Raw genomic sequence first — 21,750 nt, forward strand, 5'->3', positions numbered from 1 at the left:
AGTGTATACTTGGAGTACATGCATCACTTGCGTGGTGCGTGCTACCAACCATTCACTTGTCAAAGAGCGTGAAGCTCCTTGCAATTAAATAGCGAGTTGGACAAATTTCCTTAAAGGAGGTGATCCAGCCGCAGGTTCCCCTACGGCTACCTTGTTACGACTTCACCCCAATCATTAGCCCTACCGTAGGCGGCTGCCTCCCTTGCGGGTTAGCTCACCGATGTCGGGTAGAACCAACTTTCGTGGTGTGACGGGCGGTGTGTACAAGGCCCGGGAACGCATTCACCCCAGCATGCTGATCTGGGATTACTAGCGATTCCGACTTCAAGGAGTCGAGTTGCAGACTCCTATCCGGACTGAGACGCGCTTTTTGGGATTGGCTCCACCTCACGGTATCGCTGCCCTTTGTACGCGCCATTGTAGTACGTGTGTAGCCCTAGGCGTAAGGGCCATGATGACTTGACGTCGTCCCCACCTTCCTCCCGGTTAACCCGGGCAGTCTCCCTAGAGTGCCCAGCATCACCTGATGGCAACTAAGAATAGGGGTTGCGCTCGTTGCGGGACTTAACCCAACACCTCACGGCACGAGCTGACGACAGCCATGCAGCACCTGTCTCCTGGTTCTCCGAAGAGCACCCTTCCTTTTCGGGAAGGTTCCAGGGATGTCAAGCCTAGGTAAGGTTCTTCGCGTTGCATCGAATTAAACCACATACTCCACCGCTTGTGCGGGCCCCCGTCAATTTCTTTGAGTTTCAGCCTTGCGACCGTACTCCCCAGGCGGGATACTTAACGCGTTAGCTACGGCACCGAAGGTCAAGCCCCCGACACCTAGTATCCATCGTTTACAGCGTGGACTACCAGGGTATCTAATCCTGTTTGCTCCCCACGCTTTCGCTCCTCAGTGTCAGTATCGGTCCAGGTAGTCGCCTTCGCCACTGGTGTTCCTCCAGATCTCTACGGATTTCACTCCTACACCTGGAATTCCACTACCCTCTCCCGAACTCTAGCAATGCAGTATCAAGTGCAATTCCACGGTTGAGCCGTGGGCTTTCACACCTGACTTACAAAGCAACCTACGAGCGCTTTACGCCCAGTGATTCCGATTAACGCTTGCACCTTCCGTATTACCGCGGCTGCTGGCACGGAATTAGCCGGTGCTTCCTCTGAAGGTACCGTCAGCTGCGAAGCGTATTATTCTTCGCAGGGTTCTTCCCTTCTGACAGGAGTTTACGATCCGAAAACCTTCATCCTCCACGCGGCGTCGCTGCGTCAGGGTTTCCCCCATTGCGCAATATTCCCCACTGCTGCCTCCCGTAGGAGTCTGGGCCGTGTTCCAGTCCCAGTGTGGCAGGCCACCCTCTCAGGCCTGCTACTCATCGTTGCCACGGTAGGCCGTTACCCTACCGTCTAGCTAATGAGACGCGGACTCATCTATGGGCAGTAGCATGCAAGCAGAGGCCACCTTTAACGTTGCCATATTATCCAGTATTATCAGTCGTTTCCAACTGTTATTCCAGACCCATAGGTAGATAATCCACGCGTTACTCACCCGTGCGCCACTGTACTCATTCCCGAAGGAACTTTCTCGTTCGACTTGCATGTGTTAGGCACGCCGCCAGCGTTCAATCTGAGCCAGAATCAAACTCTCCAGTTTAAATCTGTGTCTTCATGATCAAGGGGGCTAATTCCCTCAATCACGCTAGCTGATATCTTTCTGTCCAACTCGCTATTTAATTGTCAAAGAACCTCTCGGCCTCACAAACGCGACACTTTGTCGCAGAGGCGGATTTTCAACTTATCGAAACCCCACCACCCCGTCAAGCATCTTTTCAACTTTTTTTCTTCACCGTGTTGGCAAAAAGAAGCTGATCGTTTTGTGAAAGAACCGTTTTGTTCGCCTCATCGGCGCGGAGGTGGAAACTACCCGAAAACGGATTTAAGTCAACCGCTTTTTTAAAAAACATGTAAAAAGCAAAATCAACTGTCCGAAATCAATGGATAATAAATCACACCCCCTGTGTTTTGACGAATCAGGCAACGCTATCATCTAATAGGGGCTCTTGTTTCTCTGGCGATATGCCGCAAGATGCGTTACACACTTCGGCGAACACAAAGGAGTTACCCATGGGATTCATGAATGCAAGCGCAAGCTTCACCCGCTACTATATAACTGAACCGGTACCTTCCGATCTCTGGCCGCAGATCCCTGACAAGCTCAAGCAGTTTGCCTTCAAGGAAATCGAAGACACGGCCGAAGAACGCGGCTGGGGCTGGGTATGTTTTGACGATATGCTTGATTCCTTCTGGCGGACGGCACCGCCGGAAAAGGGCGAATTCATCACCTTTTCCCTGCGGCTTGACACGCGCAGAATCCCCTCAGCCGTGCTGAAGAAGCACGTTGCTCTGGAACTCCGCGAAGAGGAACGCAAGAACAAGGAACAGGGCAAGAAGTACGTTTCCCGCGAACGGAAAAAGGAGATTCGCGAGCAGGTCCAACTGAAGCTCCGCGCTCGTTCCTTCCCCATTCCCGCCGAATTCAATGTGGTCTGGAACATCCAGACGGGCGCGGTATATCTGGCTTCCACACAATCCAAGGTTCTGGAGCTCTTTGAAGAATACTTCTCCACGACCTTCGGACTGGACCTTGAGCCCATGACCCCCTACGCACTAGCAGTTCGACTGCAGGGTGAAGACGTCATGAACAAGCTCGACACTCTTGAACCCACCCGCTTCGCCTAGGAGTTCACATGGCAGACACCCCTTATCTCGGGCAGACCACGGATGTGGTTCTCGGTCAGGAATATCTCACGTGGCTCTGGTTCCGCAGCGAAACCCGCAGCGGCCAGTTTCAGACGCCTGATGGCGATCCCTATTTCCTCTACGTAGAGCAGCGCGTCAGCGTTCAGGGCGGAGAGGGGGAAACCCTCGAAACCGCAACTGTTTCCGGCAACCTTTCCGAATTGCGCGAAGCCCGTCTCGGGCTGACGACCGGTAAAAAGGTGAACCGCGCGCTTATCCGCATTGAGCATGATCCGGAAGCATGGCAGCTCTCCCTTAAGGCAGAGGATTTCTCACTTGGCGGACTGAAGACGCCCAAGGTTGAAAAGGCCGATGGAGAAGACGACGATCCGGATGCAGCGTTTCTGGAAAAGATGTTCCTCATCGAGAAGTGCCTCACCTATCTTGATGCTTCCTACAACGACTTTCTGACCGTGCGCCTGTCACCCGAATGGGCAGACCAAGTCCGGCAGATCGGCCGTTGGCTTGAAATGGCTGAATAGGAGTCGCCAGCCGGATGCCTCATAGCGAGAACGTACACACAGCCCTGCGCGGGCTCCTCAAACGCGCCTGCATCAAGCTGGGCTGGATGCTCCTTGTACTTTGGGGCATCACCGTGATCAGTTTCTGGGTCATTCATCTGGCACCCGGTTCTCCCACGGACCTGCAAACCTCCATGAATCCGTTGGCAGGTCAGGAAGCAAGACTCCGTCTCGAGAAACTCTACGGGCTGGATAAGCCCCTGCACATTCAGTATATCAACTGGCTGGAACGGCTGGTCCGTCTGGACTTCGGCCGTTCCATGTCAGGCGACTACCGCCCTGTGTGGGACAAGATAAAAGAGCGACTGCCACTGACCGTGGGCATGAACGTAGCCTCAATGGTGCTTACACTACTCATCGCTGTCCCCATCGGTGTTGCCTCCGCCTATTACCAAGGGCGCTGGTTCGACTCCATAAGTGCGGTCTTCGTCTTCATAGGCTTTGCCATGCCCGGGTTCTGGCTCGCCCTGCTGATGATGCTCTACTTCGGCATCCATCTGCAATGGTTGCCCATTTCCGGCCTCACTTCACTGGACTACAACAACCTGAGTCCGTTCGGGAAGCTGCTGGACATCGCCCAGCACATGGTCATGCCCATTTTCATTTATACCTTCGGCTCGCTGGCAGGCATGTCACGGTTCATGCGCTCTTCAATGCTTGAAGTATTGCGGCAGGACTATATTCTGACAGCCAGAGCCAAGGGACTGCCCCTCCGAACCGTCATATTCAAGCACGCCCTGCGCAACGCCCTGCTGCCGGTCATAACCATTCTCGGGCTTTCCGTACCGGGACTTATCGGCGGTTCCGTGATCATTGAATCCATATTTGCCCTCCCCGGTCTTGGCCAGTTGTTCTACACGGCGGTCATGGCGCGCGACTATCCCATGATCATGGGCAACCTCGTGCTCGGTGCCGTTCTGACGCTGGCAGGCAACATGATCGCAGACCTGTGCTACGGCCTTGCCGATCCGCGCATCCGCAGCAGAGGGGGAGATGCCTGATGCCTTTGTCCTTCTCACACCTGGCGACACAGATAACCACACGGCAGTTCTGGCAGCGCTACGGCCTGTTGACGCTCGGCCTCACCATTGTCGGCATCATGTCAGTCGCGGCAGTATTGGCTCCGTGGATCAGCCCGCATGACCCGACAGCCCTTGACCTGAACGCTATTCTGCAAGCTCCTAGCGCCCTTCACCCCTTCGGGACCGACGCATTGGGCCGCGATGTGCTCTCACGCATGCTTCACGGTGCGCGGGTTTCCCTGTGGGTAGGTTTTGTAGCTGTGGGCATTTCCGTCGGCATAGGCATCGCACTAGGATTGATCGCGGGCTTCTTCCGCGGCTGGGTGGATGAAGCCATCATGCGTATGGTGGACATCATGCTCTGTTTTCCGTCCTTCTTCCTGATTCTGGCGGTTATCGCCTTTCTGGAACCGAGCCTGAACAACATCATGATCGTTATCGGCCTCACGTCGTGGATGGGCGTGGCGCGTCTTGTCCGCGCGGAAACCCTGACCCTGCGTGAACGCGACTTTGTCTCCGCGGCCCGCCTTGCCGGAGCAGGCAAGATCAGACTCATGGGCCTGCACATCCTGCCAAACGCACTGGCGCCGGTGCTGGTTTCTGCCACACTCGGCATTGCCGGAGCCATTCTCACGGAATCAGCCCTCAGCTTTCTCGGACTCGGGGTACAGCCCCCCATGCCGAGCTGGGGCAACATCCTGATGGAAGGCAAGGAAGTGCTCGAGATCGCACCATGGATGTCTCTCTTTCCCGGTTTCGCCATCCTGTTTACCGTGCTTGGCTACAATCTGCTCGGCGAAAGCCTGCGCGACATTCTGGACCCAAGACTTTCTCAGTAATATCATTCAATTGAACACATACACACTGCCCACGGCAATGCAGCCCCACGCGCCTCCCCCCTTGGCAAACAGGCCGGAGTTTGGATACAGTGCGCTCTCTGCAACGAATCAACCTTCCCTGACGGGATACCCCACATGCTGGAACTGCTCAGAATTCGTCAATTGGCGCTGATAGACGACATGGAACTGGAATTTTCTCCGGGCATGAACGTGCTCACGGGGGAAACCGGCGCAGGCAAAAGCTTCATCCTGAAAGCCCTGAACTTCCTGACGGGCGACAGGATGTCGCCGGACCTTGTGCGCCCCGGTGCCGAAAAGGCTCAGGTGGAAGCCCTGTTCGCCATGCCGGACGGAGACGTCGTCATCAAGCGTGAACTGGTTGCCGCCACCGGCCGCAGCCGCCTGTACATCAATGATTCCCTGAGCTCGCAGGACGCCATCCGCGACCTGCGCCCCAGCCTGCTCGTACATACCAGCCAGCATGGTCAGCAAAAGCTGTTGCAGCCAACCTTTCAGGCGAAGATTCTGGACGATTTCCTGAACCGCCCCGACCTGCTCAAGCGACGCGAATCCCTTCTCAAGGAATTGCGCGCTCTCGCTGCACGCCGCGAGGAACTGCTGGAGCGCAGTCGTCACCTTGAAGACAAGCGCGAACTGCTGGAATACCAGCAACGCGAGATTGCCAAGGTGAGCCCCGAACACGGTGAAGAAGACTTACTGGAGTCCAAGAAGCAGGAGTTGCGCAACCAGACTGTCGTTCAGGACACCATTGATTCGGCCCTTGCCCTGCTTGGTGCAGGCGAAGGCGGCATTCTGGACGGCTTGGGAAAGCTCGAACGCAACATGGAAACCCTGCGCCGCGTTCTTCCCGACTACGATGATGACGTGAGCCTGCTTGTGGAAGCCCGCCAAAACCTGCAGGATCTTGCCGCCAGACTGCGAAAGCAGCCGGCCTGCTCTCCCGACGAGGACAGTCTCGAATCCATAGAAGCACGTCTGTACGAACTGGCCCAGCTCAAGCGCAAACTCAAACGCTCTCTTGATGAGATCGTGGACCTGCAGAAAGAGATTGAGGAAAACCTTTCCTTCATGGATTCCTGCTCGCTCGATCTCAAGCAACTGGCCAAACAGGAAGCCACCCTGCTCGACGAACTGGCAACCCTGCTCACGGAACTCAACCCGCTCCGTAAGGAAGCCGGTGAGGCATTGTGCGCCGCCATCATTATGGAGCTGAAGGAACTGGGCTTTTCCGAACACGTACAGGTACGTTTCGATTTCAAGCCGGTGGAACTTTTCGAAGACCGCTCCGACTGCATTGAGGAACGCCCTTCCATGCTCTGGATTCCCAACCCCGGCCAAGCGCCCCAACCGCTGGACAAGATCGCGTCAGGCGGGGAACTTTCACGGTTCCTGCTGGCTGTGGTGGGCATAATGAACCGCAAGGAAACGCCCAGCCTCATCTTTGACGAAGTGGATGCCGGTGTAGGCGGCCTCACACTGAATGCCGTGGCCGATTCACTCGACAAGCTTGCTGCCCATCAGCAGGTCATACTCATCACCCACTGGCCGCAACTGGCCGCACGGGCGCGCAGACATTTCCAGGTCCGTAAGGAAGTGCGGGAAGGCAGCACCTACACCCACTGCACGGCACTGAACAATACCGCCATATGGGACGAAATATGCCGCATGGCCGGTGGTGGCGACCAGGGACAAGCCATGGCCCGGGAGCTTCTCGCCTGAGAGACATAACATCTTGCGGGAACAGTTTTTTTCTGGTTATCTCTTAAAGAATACACTCTGCCCCCGTACAAAAAGCACAGGTACTCATGACCGCAGATCCGGACAAGGGACAACCTCCGCAGCAGCGTCTGGCTGCCTATTGGGAAGTCCTCAAGGAGCACAAGGAAAAAAAGACCATTCGCGAACTCATGGAACGCGAAGTTCTGCTGTGCTTCATCTCCATCAACAAGGATCGCATCAATGAATACCCTCTGCTGCAGCCGCAGCAGCACGCCATCATCGATTTTCTCACGACGCGCGCGCAGGGGCACCCGCTGCACGAGCATACCGGTTCGCAGATTACCTTCTTCATCAACCAACTGAACAAATACGGCAGCCTTCTTTCCGCAGGCGACATAGCCGGCGCCGAAGGCGAAGTATCGGATCTGGTCAATCAGGAATCCCTGCTGCTCAAGGCGGTGCAGGCTGTGGTCTACACCACCGCCTTAACCGTGGACAACTTTACCGAAGTGCTCATCAGGCACTACGGCGAAGAAGCCCTTCCTGCCATAGACGCCATCATGGAAAAGGTGGAACTGGGCGAGAAGTTCTGGAAGGACAACTTCGACCACTTCATTACGCGACTGGCAGACAGCGCCTACCGCGAAATGACAGCCAACCAGCTGTATCAGGTGCGGAAGGAAAAATCCCAGATAGTGCTGCGTTTCAACTTCGACGATTTGCTCAGCCGCCTTAAGCGCACCAGCAAATCCATCGAGAAAACCAGAGCGCAAAGCATCTATGAGACCTCTCTCCATACCTTCGAGGCACGCAAGGCACGCAAACGTCTGGCAGACCACCTTGCCAAGCTGGCCCAGAAGCCGGAGTATCCCTTTACGCTGTCTGACATTCCCTACCTGGCCAGCATCCTCTGCATGGATCCTGCGGGATTGTCCTTTGAAGCCGCATACACATTCCTGCAGTCCCAGAACTCGGCCGACCCGCTCAAGGACGCTGAAGGACGCGAACTGTCGCAGGACAGTGCCCGCTTCATTTTCGAGCAGGTGCTCATCATGGCCTGTGCAGCCTCGGTAAGCCTGAACATTCTCCGTCAGGATTTCCAGAAATCCCTGCACATGTTCGAAAACAAGGAAGCTGCACACATCATGGCCCTGTTGGGCATATTTGATCTTGCGTCCATCGAGCGTGCGTTTTTCGCCATGCTGGAATTCCAGTTCATTGCCATTCTCAGGCAGCGCTCCGGCGAAGACAGTGGCAAGATGCAGATACGCAGCATGCGCCTGAGACGGGCAAAGGAAAAGGACATTGACCGTCTAACGGAACTGGGGCTCAACCGGATACGCAAAAACAAGCTGTGGCTGAAAGATCCGGAAAACGAAGAATATCTGCTATTTGCCCAACAGACGCCCGCCGATTTCAAGGCCATTCTGGACATCATGCATCTTGAACCCAAGCTGGCAAAGGCCGTTCTCATCCTTTGGCAGAAGGCTCACTTCAAGGTGTTCATCAGCGTCCACCTCAATATAGATCTCATTTCCCGCACCACGACCAATCTGAACCAAAGGCTCGCGGAGATCTTCCTTCGCTTCGGAACAATGGGGCCGGGAAAGAAAAACGGCGCACGGGGCTGATTGCCGCCGCACGCCGTCTGTCTTCATGGCCGCCAGTCGCCTGACGGCAATTCGCCTGCCACATCAGCAGGCCGCATACCGCAAGAACGGTCTGCCTATTCCCCCTCCTCGCGAAGCGCGAAGTTCACTTCCAGCCTGTTCAGATTCACCTCGGTAAGCCACAGAAGCACCTTCTGCCCCAGACGGAACCGCCGCCCGGTACGCTCGCCGATAAGCTCCTGCCGCTCGGGGAAATAGCCGTAATAGTCGTCATCAATGGTGGAAACGCGCACCAGACCTTCTGCCATGACTTCCTCAAGCTCCACCCAGAAGCCGAAGTCCGTCACGCCGTTGATGATGCCTGTATAGCGCGTACCAATCTTGTCACGCAGGAAGAGGACTGTCAGACGTTTCAGTATTTCACGCTCAGCCTCCATGGCCTTTCGTTCACGCTCGTTCAGATGGTCGGCAATACCCGTCAACTGACCCACGGAAGGATTGGGGGCATAGCCGGGAATCTTGAGAGCGTGCTTGAGCGCCCGATGCACCACAAGGTCTGCATAGCGCCGGATGGGCGAAGTGAAATGACAGTAGCAATCCGACGCCAGACCGAAGTGTCCCTCGTGCTCAGGCGTATACACGGCCTGCATCATGGTGCGCAGGGCCAGCCTGTTCACGATGAATTCCTGATCGGTTCCCGCAGCTTTCCTGAGGATGTACTGCAGGGCGGCAGGGCTCGGGTCCATGGGCACATGCTCGGCCATTTCCGTGCGCTGCAAGGTTCTGAAGAGTCCAAGCAGCTTTTCTCCGTCCGGATCAGGATGCGAGCGATACAGGAACGCCTCGCCCCGCTCGGTCAGGAAACGGGCAACGGCCTCGTTGGCCGCAATCATGAACTCCTCGATGATCTGGTGCGAGAAAAGGCGCTCCTTACGCCGGATGTCCACGGGCTCGCCATAGACATTGAATTTCACGCCGGCTTCCGGCAGGTCGAAATCAAGACTACCCCGCTGCATACGCTGGGCACGCAGCAGTCTGGCCAGTTCCTCGGCCGTCTCCAGCATGGGCAGAACCGGATCGAGCACCATGCGGACGTCAGCATCCTTTTCTTCCAACGCCTTATGTACCTGCTCATAGGTCAGGCGTGCCTTGCTTTCAATGACGGCAGGATAGAACTTGGATTTACCGTAAGTGCCGTTGCTGTAGAAATAGGTTTCCGCCACCATGGAAAGGCGGGGAACGCGGGGATTGAGGCTGCACAGACCGTTGGAAAGCGCCTCGGGGAACATGGGTTCCACCGATTGGGGGAAGTAGTAGGAGTTGGCGCGCTCCTGCGCTTCCCTGTCCAATGCGGAACCGAGAGGCACGTAATGGCTTACGTCTGCAATGGCCACCCACAGGCGGAATCCGTCGCCCTGCGCCTCCACATACACAGCGTCATCAAAGTCCTTGGCTGTCTCCCCGTCAATGGTGACAAAGGCCATGTGGCGCAGGTCCACGCGGTCGGCAAAGTCCTCTTCCGCCGGCACAGACGGCAGGCCACGGGCTTCTTCCAACGCAGAGGGAGGGAAGGCGGTGGGGATATCGTTGTTGAGCTTGACCAGCTTCTCCTGCACGGCAGCGCTTTCCTCGTTGCCAAGGCTTTCTAAAGCTTCAGCGCTCCACAGGCCGTCTTCAACCATCTCCTCGGGGCGCACCACAAGAAGCTCGCCCTTGGCGGGTTTACCGCCCAGTGCGTCCGTGTTGACCATGAGTGATATCTTCAGTCGCGGATCGGCCGGACGGCACAGGTAACCGCCTTCGCCGCCAAGCTTGCGGACCACCTTGCAGGTCAACGTCTCGTGCGCACGTTCCAGAATGCGAACGATACGCCCCTCCTGACTTTTTCCGGGCTGGCGGCCGGGCAACAGGGCAACTACCACCTTGTCTCCATGCATGGCACCGCCGAAATCATGCGGAGCCACGAACACGTCATTTCGCTTGCGGTCTTCGGGCAAGACAAAGCCCACACCGGAGCGCTGCACTTCCAGAGTGCCGGTGAGCATCTTCAACTGCTCCGCAAGCCCCCAGGCGCCGCCGCGAAGACGCAGAATGCGTCCCTTATCCTTGAGTTCCTCAAGGCGCAGTTCAAGGCCACGCTTCCAGCGCTTGCTGATATTTCCCATCCGCAGCAGGTCGTCGATTTTCAAAGGACGACGGGCTTCCTTGAACATGGCAAGCACATCGTTCTGAGACAGCGAGAACTCTACGGGATTCTTCTTTTTCGATTTAGCCATTAAATTCCTCTGGCAGACTGCATCGCCTGCCATCTGTTCCCCCACCATTCAGAAAAGGTATCGGGGGTATTCCATGCGGGACCGAACACGGTCTTGAGCACGAGTGTCCACACGGGAACACCGGCAAGGCCCAATCCGGCAATCTTCACCGCATCTTTCGGGGTGCAGAGCAGGGGCACTCCCTCCTCCGCCATATTCAATATGTCCTCACGGGTGTATCCGTAATGGTCAGGAAAAACATGATATCTGAGCGGCGGAACGCCGACATAGGAGGCAACGGTCTGCTCCACCTGAGCAGGCACACCGACACCGCTGAACAAGACATACCCGTTGCGGGCTATCAATCCTGCGGATGAGAGCACCTCATCTTCCGTTACGGACTGTACCCCCACGGGCTGCAGGGAAAAGCTGAATACCGGAACGCCTAAGTGTCCCAGTCGCTTCTTCACATCCGGCAGCAAGTCCGCAAATTCTTCCGGCGTGCATTTTATGAGAAAGGCACTGGCCCGGGAAAGTGCGCAGGCCCCCTCTCGCCATGATCCGGAGGGAATGACGCGATCCCACTCCGAGCGCAGATCATCAGGCCGCAACAGCACCAGATCGGTATCCCGCCGGACTGCCAGATGCTGAAACCCGTCGTCCATCACAAAAATGTCCGGAGCAAGGTTCGCTTCGGCCCACGCGCCGGAACGCCGCCGCACGGGATCAACCACAATGCGTGCCTGCGGATGCTGACGGGCAAGCATCAACGGTTCGTCACCCGCTTCTGCAGCGGAACTTGCAGCACCTACCACATAGGGCAAGGCAGGCGGTGTCGCCTTGTAGCCACGGGTGAGAACAACGGCCTGATGTCCCTCCTGAGCGGACCAGTCCAGCAGCCAGTCCACAATGGGGGTCTTGCCGCTCCCCCCCCATCCGATATTACCGACGGAGACAGTGGGAACCGAGGGCGAAAATACTTTGGCGCCGCCCTGTTCATACCTGCGTCGACGCACGGCCATGACAGCACTATAGGCCTTGCCGAAAGGCCACAACAAGGGACGGAGCACCCTCTGTGCCTTTTCGAATGTCTCTGGAAGCGTGCATCTCAACGCCATGGCTACCCCGCATGAAAATGGAGAATCCGCGACTCTCCTCGACTAACAACGTACGGCCAGCTAGCGCTGGCGTCCGCAGAAGACGTCCCCATCAAGAATCAAAGGGAGCACAAGGCTCCCTTTGGTCATTGCAATTTCCGAGACGCCCGTCATGTCAACGGCATCCCGATCATGTGATAATCCAGTGCCCGAAACAGGTTGCCGATGCGCACGATACATCAGCGGCAACCGTTCGTCGAGCCCGGGAACTGTTCTTAGTCTCTGGAGCCGCCGAAAAGACGGAGCAGGAACAGGAACAGGTTGATGAAGTCCAGATACAGGGTCAGCGCGCCAAGGATGGAGCCGCGACGAATGGCGGTTTCATCGCCCAGCGGCATGGTTTCACCCATGTAGCGGAGCTTCTGGCTGTCATAGGCGGTCAGTCCGGCGAAGATTACCACACCGATGAGGCTGATGATCATATCCATGGGGCCGCTGCCCAGGAACATGTTAATGATCGAAGCGATGATCAGACCGAAGAGGCCCATCATCATGAACTGGCCCATGCCGGTCAGGTCCTTCTTGGTAGTCATGCCGTAGATGGACATGGCCGCGAACATGCCTGCCGCAGTGAAGAAGGCATTAAAAATGGTGCTCTGTGCGTAGACCAGCAGAATGGCGGAAAGGGTTACGCCGTTCAGCGCGCTGTACGCAAGGAAAAGGCCGGTGGCTGCAGAGCCTGAAAGCTTGTTGATGCGAGCGCTCAGATACATGACCAGACCGATCTGGCCGATGAAGAGCATAATCGTCATCATGGCGTTGCCGAAAATGAGCTGCAGCATGGTTTCGCTGCTGGCCACAGCAAGAGCGGTCAGTGCGGTGACGCCGAGACCTGCGGTCATCCAGCCATACACGCCGCGCATGAAGGCGTTAACAAGTTCCCCGCGCCGTACTCCGGCAGTGCTGACGGTTCTTCCGAGCATGATTCCTCCAAAAAATGAGTCATTGTTTACAGTTCGGGTGATGCCGACAGTTATAACCATCCGTCATACCTTGCCGACATCGCTGAAAGAGGTAACAATCATTATATAGGTTGGCAAGGGCGCATGGTATCATATATTTTCATAATGTGAATTCGGAACTGCGGAGAGACACTCTGCAACATTCTGCATCACAACAGCTTGTTCCTGCCCACACACCTTTCACCCCCCCAGTTGTTCCAGCAGGGTGCCCACATGATTGAATCGCAAAACAACAAGAACAACAGAGTGCTCTTTGTCGATGATGAAAGCAATATTCTGGACAGCTTCCGACGCACGCTCTGCAAACGTTTCAGCGTCACCACGGCCTGCGGGCCGCTCGCCGGACTGGATACCGTGCGCGACCATCCCCCCTTTGCCGTCATCGTCTCGGACCTGAAAATGCCCAGAATGAACGGAGTGGAGTTTCTCAGCGAAGTCCGTTCCCTTTCACCGGACACAGTACGCATTCTGCTTACGGGACACGCTGATACGGAAAGCTCTGTCGCTGCCGTCAACGAAGGGGCCATTTTCCGCTTTCTGACCAAGCCCTGCCAGACCGAGTCGCTTATCCGCGCCATTGAAGCCGGTATTGACCAGTACCATCTCGTCACCAGTGAACGAGAACTGCTCAGAGGCACCTTGCGCGGGTCCATCAAGGTGCTTTCAGAAGTGCTGGCCCTGACGAACCCCGAAGCCTTCGGGCGGAGCGAACGCATCAAGCGTCACATGAACGCCCTCTCCAGCCACTTTGAAAGACCTGACGCCCTGAAGCTGGAACTGGCGGCCATGCTCTGTCAGATAGGCTGTGTGACGCTCACCTCGGAGATGCTCAACAAGCATATACGCGGAGAAGAGCTTTCCGGAGAAGAACAGCAGCTTTTTGCCATGCACCCCCATGTGGGCTACGATCTGCTTACCCACATCCCCCGCATGCGGGACGTGGCACGCATCATCCAGCAGCAGAATGTGCCGTTGTCAGAAGACAAAGACATGCATTTCGGAGCACGGGCTCTCAAAATCCTGCTGGATTACGACATGCTGGCCTCACGCGGCATGGCAGCCGGTGAAGCCCTTCAGTACATGCAGAATACGCAGAGCATTTATGATCCCGAAATCCTGCGTGCCTTTCGCGAAACCATACTGGATCAGGAAGTGAGCGTTGCCGGAGAAATGTATCTGGAAGACCTGCGGCCCGGTTTGATTGCGGCGCAGAATATTGAAACGCGTGACGGCATGCGGCTGGCCACAAAAGGGCAGGAGCTGTCCGAGGCGTGCATCGCCCGCATCAGAAACTTCGCCAAGGCATACGGCCTGGACGAACCCATCCGCATGATCGTTCCCGACGAGAGCACCCAGTCTTCATAGCGTGCTACAAGGCGCGCATCCACTCTGACTTGATGGGCACATAGCCGCCGATGGCGGCATCCAGTTTCTCAAGGGCAACATCCTTGTCCTTGGGAAGCCGCACTCTCATGGGCAGATGATTGGAGGCATGGTTGGTGAGAAAAATGCCCGAACGTATATCAGTGCAGGCAAGCAGCTCACGCAACTCGCGCAGCAGCCCGCAGGCATCGGGCATTGAGAACTCGCCGCGTTTATATTCCCCGTGCAGAGGTGTATCCGGTAACAGCATCAGGCTGAGCACGCCGATGAAATCCGGAGACATGGCGCTGAGCACCCTCCCCGTCTCCCGGGCGTGTCGCATACTGCCTTCCACCCCGCCAAGTCCCACTATAACAGTAACGTTAAGTTTCATGCCGGCAGCAGTTACCCGTGCGGCCTGTTCAATAAGCTGCGCGCTGGAAACGCGTTTGTTCACGCGGCGCAACACGTCATCGTCACCCGACTCCACACCCATATAGACAAAGGAAAGACCAAGGCTGCGCAGAACCGCCAGCTCATCGTCAGTCTTGCGGGCAATGGACATGGCGCTTCCATACGTGCCCACCCGCGTCACCTGCGGAAGGTGCTGGCGAATGGACTGCAGCAGGGCAACAAGACGATGCTGGGGAAGCGCAAGACAATCCCCGTCACAAAGGAACAGGCGGCGCATCCCCTTCAGATGTTCGGCAGCCCAGAGGATATCGGCATCAATGACGGCATCGTCCTTGATGCGGAACGTCTTGTCCTGATAGGCCCCGCAAAAGGTGCAGTTGTTATGGGGACAGCCCGTAGCTACCTGCAGCAGGATGGAATCTATTTCACTGGGGGGGCGGATGATGTCGCCTTCGTAATGCATGCGTTCTCCTTCCCTCACCCGCTAACCGCTTTTGGCGGATTCGTCCAGCGCGCCACAGGGCAAAAAAAAGCTCCCGCCGAAGCGGGAGCTTTCAATACCGGTCATGCGAAATTCAGGCGCTTTCAGACAAAACGGAAGTCCTTGAAGCCAGATATGTCGTACATACGACCCGAAGCAGGGAGGCAAAATTCCCGACCGAGCCGTGAATATGCACAGCCTCATCATACAGGGTTTCAAGGAACTTGGGGAGCGAAGAGCCTTCCGAAGCGGCCAGTTCCTCAAGCACGTTCCAGAACCTCCGTTCCAGCCGTACGCTTGTCACCCCGCCATGCAGCCTGACGGACCGTGTAGTCTGTTCGTACTCGGCAGGGGCGGTGGATGCATACATCTCACACATGGGGACAAACTCCATGGCCGCCCTGCGGATATAACGATGCTATCCGAGCAGGTCGGCAATCTTACGCAGCCACTGGGGATGGGCAGGCCATGCCGGAGCGGTCACAATATTGCCATCCACGAGGGCTTCATCCATTTGCAGATTCACATATTCAGCACCGGCAAGACGTACTTCCGGCGAGCAGGCAGGATACGCGGAGATGCGCTTGCCGTCCAGAGCAACAGCAGCGGCAAGCAACTGCGCACCATGGCAGATGGCACCGATAACTTTGCGGCTTTCCTGGAAATGACGCACCACGGCCAGCACCTTCTCGTTGAGGCGCAGGTACTCGGGAGCACGACCACCGGGAATAATGAGTCCTGCGTAGTCTTCGGGACGGATGTCATCAAAGGTCGCATTCAGCGTGAAATTGTGACCGGGCTTCTCGGAATAGGTCTGGTGCCCCTCAAAATCATGAATGGCGGTTGCCACGGATTCACCGGCTTTCTTGCCCGGACACACGGCATCTACAGCATACCCCATCGCCTGAAGTGCCTGAAAAGGCACCATAACTTCGTAATCTTCCACAAAATCACCACAGATCAGCAACAGTTTCTTTGCCATGACGCAATGCCTCCTGATTATTTTGTGGGTACCTTACACGGTTCTCCGGATATGGGGTACTACTCGGCTACTACATACCGCACATCTCGCACACAGGAGCGCTGCTCCGAAATGCGAACTGCCGGTCATTCACCGGTATGGTCATTTATCGCTTGAACTTATGAGAAACCTCCCAGAACTCACCCAAGGAAAGACTCCTGTTGGACGGTCCCTGCCGGACATAGAAGGACTCCACACTCTGATGACGCAAAAACACTGGCGTGGTGGACTGCCTGCACAGAACGACCAGCACCAATTTATCGTCCAGCTTGCAGGTGTGCAGTGAAACGCAATTGAAATGGCGTGCGCCAACACACTCGTTGAACACATTCCCCAAATGCCGCAGCGCGTGGTCCTCACTGCGGAAGCCGTCGGGCTCCACACCCAGAATCTCACCGCCGTCACCGACTCCCACGATCATGGTACCGCCAAGGGTATTCATGAACGCGCACATCCCCTTGAGTACGGCAATCTCCATACTCTTGTCGCGTTTTCCGCTTTGAAGGTTCTGGCGCAAGGTGGATTTGAACTCCACATGCATTCCCTCCCCCTGCTTGATCAGTGTTCGCACGAAGTCGGCGTCAACAACCACTTCAGGCCGGTAATACCGCCTGTGGCGGGTAAGATATCGTGAAATGGCAAGCACCAACACAACCAGCACCAGCACGAACACGCCGAGCGTGATAAGAAACTCCGGTTTTGCCAGCAGGCCTCTGAGCAAGCCCATCCCCTGACTGATGAACACAATACGCAGCCCTGTAACGGAGTCTTCGGTTATGATCTCCACCAGATCTTCTTCACCCGCAGGGCCCAGACGATCCAGAAAGGCAGCAAAGGGAACCTGCACGCTTCCATCGCCTGTCAGCTCTCTGTATTGCCGTTCGGCAGCAGATGACACGGCCAGTACCTTGTCCTGCTGTAGCAGAGCCGCACTCATCTGCACGGGAATGGCTGCGGCAAGTCTGTTCAGAAAGAATTCCGGCGTGAACACCAGACAAACGGTTATCGGCTTCTGGGTTGCCGGAGCCTGCATGTACAAAAGGACAAATCGCTTGCCTTCCGGCGTGGTCATCAGGCTCATCACGGGCGCGCTCTCGGCAGGGGGCACAACAAAGAGCAGGTTCGCCCGCAAGGCAAGCGCAAAATCCCTGAGTTCGTCCCCCGCTATGGATCCCACCTCCGGGGCAGCACCTCCCGCCCCTGCAACACGTGACAGGCTGTAGGATACCTTCTCGTCGCCCGTTTCCTCCATGGTGGCACGAACGCCCGTTCTGGCATCAACCAATTCGGCCCTTGCATTACCTAGCACGACAAGCACATAGCCGGCATGGGTGCTTTCTGCCATGAACTGCATCTCATCCGCGAGCGCAGCATCGGGCAACATTCTGCCATCGCGCACAAGCCGGGCTATATTCTCCCGCATGGTCTGCAGCGTGTCGCGAGTGTTGTCGGCAAAATATCCGAGGGCCAATCCGCCCAACTGGCGTTCCACCAATCGCATCTGTATCTGCAGAAACAGGAGCAGGCACAGGCCGAGCAACACGACCAACGCAACCAACCGGCCATATGTAAACGTCACTTTCTTCATACTGCACCACATAGCCGACAAACGCGCATAATGCCAGCCCGTAATAAAAAAGGAGGGCAGCCTTCCGGCTGCCCTCCTGAATTGCTTCTGAGATACGGATTAGATCTTGTCGAGGAAGTCCTGATTCTGAATCAGAATTTCCGCCTTCTTGCCAAGGTCGTTCATGAAGGCGCGGAACATCTCCTGACGCTTGGCACGGAGCATGGAAGCCATAACCTGTTCTTCTGCAACTTCCCATTCCTTGTCGGAAGGCAGGCTGGTATCCTTAAGATGGAAGAACACGGCACCGGCAGCACTCATGAAGGGACCGCCCCACTGATCGCCGGATGCAGCGAACACGGCATTAACCAGTTCCGGAGCCTGACCGAGACCGGGCACAAAGCCACGGCGGTCAAACAACGGAGAGGTCTGCACCGTAGCCGCCAGCTCGGCGGGCAGCTTGCCCGAGGCCACATCTTCAGCAATCTTCTTTGCCTCATCAGCGGCCATCTGCATGGCGGCTTCCTGAAGCAGACGACCTTCAATCATGGTCTTTACCTGATCAAACTCGATGTAGCTTTCGGGGGAGGCTGCGCTCACACGGGCAACCATGTAACCGCCTTCCACTTCAAGGGGGGTTTCCACAACACCGCCGACAATGGTGCCGAATACGGCGTCAAGGGAATCAGGCTTGATACCCACGACTTCCATTGCCTTGGCACGGGGGAATTCGGAGGTAGTACGCAGATCCAGATTATGCGCGGCAGCGGCATCAGCCATGGACTTGCCGGCCATGACTTCTTCGAACACCACGTCAAGGGAGTCTGCAACCTTATCGGCAGCCTTGTCTTCAGCCAGACGCTGACGAATCTCGTCATGCACTTCGGCCAGAGCCTTCACGCGGCGGGGAGTCTTTTCCTCCACCTTAATGATATGGAAACCGAACTGGGTACGCACGATGCCGGAAACCTGTCCTGCATCAAGCGCAAAGGCGGCATCCTCGAAAGGCTTCACCATGGCGCCATGTCCAAACTCACCAAGATCGCCGCCATTGGGGGCGGAGGGACCTTCAGAGTATTTCTTGGCCAGTGCGGCAAAGTCTCCGCCCTTCTTCACTTGAGCCAGAACCTGCTCGATCTTGGCCTTGGCTTCGGCAACCTTGGCTTCAGGTGCGTTGGCGTCCGCCAGCACGAGAATATGACGGGCACGCACAGACTCATCCTGCACGAAGTAGGTTTCAGCATTCTGGTCGTAGAAGGCGGCAATCTCCGCTTCATCCACAGTAACGCCCTTGGCGAGGCTCTTGGGCGTAATGGTGATGTATTCAAGGGCTACCTTGGCAGGCTGCTTGAACTGCTCCTTGTTCTGGTCATAGAACTCCTGAAGCTTTTCGGGAGCCACGGTAACCTTGGAAACAAAGGAAGCGGCGGGCATCACAGTGAATTCGATGGAGCGTCTTTCACCTGCGAAGTTGAACGCGGTGCGGGCTTCATCGGCGGTCACGGATGCGGGCAACCCAACATATTCCTGCATCTTCCGAATCAGTATATCCTGACGGTAGGACTCTTCGAACTGCCCGGGGGTCATGCCCTGCGCTTCCAGAACCCGCTTGTACAGGTCACCGTCGAACACGTCCTTCTCATTGCGGAACACCGCGATGGAAGCAATGGTCTTCTTCAGTTCCTGAGGCGTCACGGCAATGCCAAGGCGCTCAGCTTCCTGCAGGATCAGCTTCTTGGAAACCAACTGCTGCATCACCTGCTGCGCAAAGCCCAGCTGCTTCAGGTCTTCCTGCTTCAGGCCGGGAATCTGCCGTTTCAACACGGCAAACTGCTGATCATACGCCTGCTTGAATTCGGGAATCAGAATCGGTTCTTCGTTGACCGTGGCCAGCACGGACGATCTGTTGGAGTTGCTCATGGAGCCCACTCCCCAGAAAATGAACACGATAATGATAAGCGCAAAGGCAATTTTCACGCCCCACGACTGGGCATTCTGCCGAATAGAGTCCAACATGCTCCGTATCCTTTGGTTCTAACGGTGTGGCGTGCGCCTGTTACGCAACGCCGGTTTTTGAGAGACGGACATAGTTCAGAAGTCCGCCCGCCCGAATAATGTCCAATTCCTTCTGCGTCAAATCATTCTTCACGGGCACCAGTCCCGCACCGTCCACGGTGATTTCCACTGTACCACCGGCAGTTACGGCAGCTACGGGAACCGTCACCTTGCCGCCCAATGCAAAGCGGTCGTAATCCGCCTTATCCTCGAGAATGAGCGGCAGAATGCCGAAGTTCACGAGGTTGGCACGGTGAATACGGGCAAGGGACTTGGCGATAACCGCACGTACGCCCAGATGACGGGGAGCCAGTGCGGCGTGCTCGCGCGAAGAACCCTGGCCGTAGTTTTCTCCGGCCACGATGACGCCATTGTCACATGCCTTGGCACGGGCCACGAACTGTTCATCCACGCGGCTGAACACATGCTCGCTGATGGCGGGCACGTTGGAACGCAACGCGGTGATCTGAGCACCTGCGGGCATGATGTGGTCGGTGGTGATGTCGTCCCCGGCCTTGAGCAGCACTTCCGCCGTCACAGTGTCGCCGAAACCATCGAACTGCTCCAGCGGCACGATGTTGGGACCACGCGTCACTTCCACGCCGGCACCTTCGGCAGGGGGGAAGATAAAGAGGTCACGGATGGACGGCACGTCCGCGGGCAGCTCGGGCACCGCAGGCGCATCACCCCAGGTGGCGGGGTCGGAAAACTCACCGCGGATGGCAACCATGGCCGCAGTGAGCGGGCTGACAAGATACACGTCCGCATCCTTGGTACCGGAACGGCCTTCAAAGTTGCGGTTGAAGGTACGCACGGAAACGCCTGCGGAGACGGGAGAACCGCCCATGCCGATGCAGGGGCCGCAGGAACATTCCAGCAGACGGGCACCGGCGTCCAGCAAAGGCTCCACAAGCCCTTCACGGGCCAGCATTTTCAGCACCTGCTTGGAGCCGGGGCTGATCAGGGTATCCGTCTCGTTGCTTACCTTGGCGGAGCCGAACAGCACGGCAACGGACTTCATGTCCGCGTAGGAAGAGTTGGTGCAGGAGCCGATGGCAACCTGATCAACTTTCTTTCCGGCCAGTTCGCGTACAGGCACAACGCGGTCGGGCATGTGCGGCTGTGCAGCCAGGGGCTCCAGCTTGGAAAGATCAATGACGATCACATCATCATAGGTGGCGTCGGCATCGGCCACCAGTTCCGACCAGTCTGCCTCGCGGCCCATGGCGGCAAGGAACTGACGGGTCTTGTCGTCGCTGGGGAAAAGAGAGGTGGTGGCGCCGAGTTCTGCCCCCATGTTGGTGATGACCGCACGTTCAGGCACGGACAGGGTGGCAACGCCGGGACCGGCGTATTCAAATACCTTACCTACGCCGCCCTTCACGGTCAGCATGCCGAGAAGATGCAGAATGACGTCCTTGGCGGAAGCCCAGCCGGTCAGCTTGCCTTCCAGCTGCACCTTGATGACCTTGGGCATGGCGATGAAATAGGACTCACCAGCCATGGCAAGGGCAACGGAAAGACCGCCCGCGCCCATGGCAAGCGAACCGATGCCGCCTGCAGTGGGAGTATGGCTGTCGGAACCTACCAGCGTTGCGCCGGGCTTGGCGAAATTCTCCAGATGCAGCTGATGGCAGATGCCGGTGCCGGGAGGGGAGAACACCACGCCATACTTCTGCGCCACGGTGCGCAGGTAGCGATGGTCGTCCGGATTGCGGAAGCCCATCTGCAGCGTGTTGTGATCCACATAGCTCACGGACAGGTCTGTGCGCACACGGTCAACGCCCATGGCCTCGAACTGGAGGTAAGCCATGGTGCCGGTGGCATCCTGCGTCAGGGTCTGGTCTATGCGCAGACCGATTTCGCCGCCGGGAACCATTTCACCGGAGACAAGGTGGCCCGCAATAATCTTTTGCGTAACGTTCATGGACATAGTCTTCTTCCT

The 21,750-nt window shown here is 56.8% G+C and carries 16 protein-coding genes and 1 rRNA gene; 7 read left to right on the top strand and 10 right to left on the bottom strand.

Annotated features, from left to right (window positions below; translation table 11 throughout):
- Window positions 1-112: 112 nt before the first annotated feature.
- A 16S ribosomal RNA gene (locus N1030_RS07780) occupies window positions 113-1,654 on the bottom strand.
- Window positions 1,655-2,124: 470 nt separating this feature from the next.
- Between N1030_RS07780 and rdgC the strand changes: the two genes are divergently transcribed.
- The 6 genes from rdgC to N1030_RS07810 all read left to right on the top strand — a co-directional run bounded on the left by rdgC (window position 2,125) and on the right by N1030_RS07810 (window position 8,552).
- The gene (gene rdgC / locus N1030_RS07785) at window positions 2,125-2,739 is read left to right on the top strand and encodes a recombination-associated protein RdgC (RefSeq protein WP_265828698.1); all 615 of its coding nucleotides are present in this window, start codon (window positions 2,125-2,127) and stop codon (window positions 2,737-2,739) included.
- 8 nt (window positions 2,740-2,747) lie between these two features.
- Complete coding sequence (locus N1030_RS07790; RefSeq protein ID WP_265828699.1) at window positions 2,748-3,281, top strand: hypothetical protein; 534 nt, start codon at window positions 2,748-2,750, stop codon at window positions 3,279-3,281.
- Window positions 3,282-3,295: 14 nt separating this feature from the next.
- The gene (locus N1030_RS07795; protein ID WP_265828700.1) at window positions 3,296-4,321 is read left to right on the top strand and encodes an ABC transporter permease; all 1,026 of its coding nucleotides are present in this window, start codon (window positions 3,296-3,298) and stop codon (window positions 4,319-4,321) included.
- Window positions 4,321-5,181, top strand: a complete 861-nt coding sequence (locus N1030_RS07800; RefSeq protein ID WP_265828701.1) for an ABC transporter permease — start codon at window positions 4,321-4,323, stop codon at window positions 5,179-5,181. The genes N1030_RS07795 and N1030_RS07800 overlap by 1 nt, the downstream gene beginning before the upstream one ends.
- A gap of 135 nt (window positions 5,182-5,316) precedes the next feature.
- Window positions 5,317-6,921, top strand: a complete 1,605-nt coding sequence (locus N1030_RS07805) for a DNA repair protein RecN (RefSeq protein WP_265828702.1) — start codon at window positions 5,317-5,319, stop codon at window positions 6,919-6,921.
- Window positions 6,922-7,007: 86 nt separating this feature from the next.
- Window positions 7,008-8,552: a hypothetical protein gene (locus tag N1030_RS07810; protein WP_265828703.1), complete on the top strand. Its 1,545-nt coding sequence runs from the start codon at window positions 7,008-7,010 to the stop codon at window positions 8,550-8,552.
- A gap of 95 nt (window positions 8,553-8,647) precedes the next feature.
- On the opposite strand, the gene rnr is transcribed toward N1030_RS07810, so the two are convergent.
- The 3 genes from rnr to N1030_RS07825 form a co-directional block, all read right to left on the bottom strand.
- The gene (gene rnr, locus N1030_RS07815; RefSeq protein ID WP_265828704.1) at window positions 8,648-10,807 is read right to left on the bottom strand and encodes a ribonuclease R; all 2,160 of its coding nucleotides are present in this window, start codon (window positions 10,805-10,807) and stop codon (window positions 8,648-8,650) included.
- Entirely contained in the window at window positions 10,807-11,904 is a 1,098-nt protein-coding gene (lpxK, locus tag N1030_RS07820) for a tetraacyldisaccharide 4'-kinase (RefSeq protein WP_265828705.1), read from the bottom strand. The genes rnr and lpxK overlap by 1 nt, the downstream gene beginning before the upstream one ends.
- Before the next feature lie 254 nt (window positions 11,905-12,158).
- A complete protein-coding gene (locus tag N1030_RS07825; RefSeq protein WP_265828709.1) occupies window positions 12,159-12,866 on the bottom strand; it encodes a Bax inhibitor-1/YccA family protein in 708 nt (235 codons plus the stop codon).
- 252 nt (window positions 12,867-13,118) lie between these two features.
- Between N1030_RS07825 and N1030_RS07830 the strand changes: the two genes are divergently transcribed.
- Window positions 13,119-14,270: an HD domain-containing phosphohydrolase gene (locus N1030_RS07830; RefSeq protein WP_265828710.1), complete on the top strand. Its 1,152-nt coding sequence runs from the start codon at window positions 13,119-13,121 to the stop codon at window positions 14,268-14,270.
- 4 nt (window positions 14,271-14,274) lie between these two features.
- Here N1030_RS07830 and N1030_RS07835 read toward each other — a convergent pair whose 3' ends face one another.
- The 6 genes from N1030_RS07835 to N1030_RS07860 all read right to left on the bottom strand — a co-directional run bounded on the left by N1030_RS07835 (window position 14,275) and on the right by N1030_RS07860 (window position 21,738).
- Entirely contained in the window at window positions 14,275-15,144 is an 870-nt protein-coding gene (locus tag N1030_RS07835; RefSeq protein ID WP_265828711.1) for a radical SAM protein, read from the bottom strand.
- 112 nt (window positions 15,145-15,256) lie between these two features.
- The gene (locus N1030_RS07840) at window positions 15,257-15,541 is read right to left on the bottom strand and encodes a ribbon-helix-helix domain-containing protein (RefSeq protein ID WP_265828713.1); all 285 of its coding nucleotides are present in this window, start codon (window positions 15,539-15,541) and stop codon (window positions 15,257-15,259) included.
- 39 nt (window positions 15,542-15,580) lie between these two features.
- Window positions 15,581-16,144: a DJ-1/PfpI family protein gene (locus tag N1030_RS07845; protein WP_265828714.1), complete on the bottom strand. Its 564-nt coding sequence runs from the start codon at window positions 16,142-16,144 to the stop codon at window positions 15,581-15,583.
- Window positions 16,145-16,289: 145 nt separating this feature from the next.
- A complete protein-coding gene (locus N1030_RS07850; RefSeq protein ID WP_265828715.1) occupies window positions 16,290-17,771 on the bottom strand; it encodes an AlbA family DNA-binding domain-containing protein in 1,482 nt (493 codons plus the stop codon).
- A 99-nt stretch (window positions 17,772-17,870) separates the two neighbouring features.
- Window positions 17,871-19,766, bottom strand: a complete 1,896-nt coding sequence (locus tag N1030_RS07855) for a SurA N-terminal domain-containing protein (protein ID WP_265828717.1) — start codon at window positions 19,764-19,766, stop codon at window positions 17,871-17,873.
- Between the two features lie 40 nt (window positions 19,767-19,806).
- On the bottom strand, window positions 19,807-21,738 hold the full coding sequence (locus N1030_RS07860; protein WP_265828718.1) for an aconitate hydratase: 1,932 nt from the start codon (window positions 21,736-21,738) through the stop codon (window positions 19,807-19,809).
- Between the last annotated feature and the right edge of the window lie 12 nt (window positions 21,739-21,750).

It is taken from the genome of Desulfovibrio mangrovi, assembly GCF_026230175.1.
GTDB lineage: Bacteria > Desulfobacterota > Desulfovibrionia > Desulfovibrionales > Desulfovibrionaceae > Halodesulfovibrio > Halodesulfovibrio mangrovi.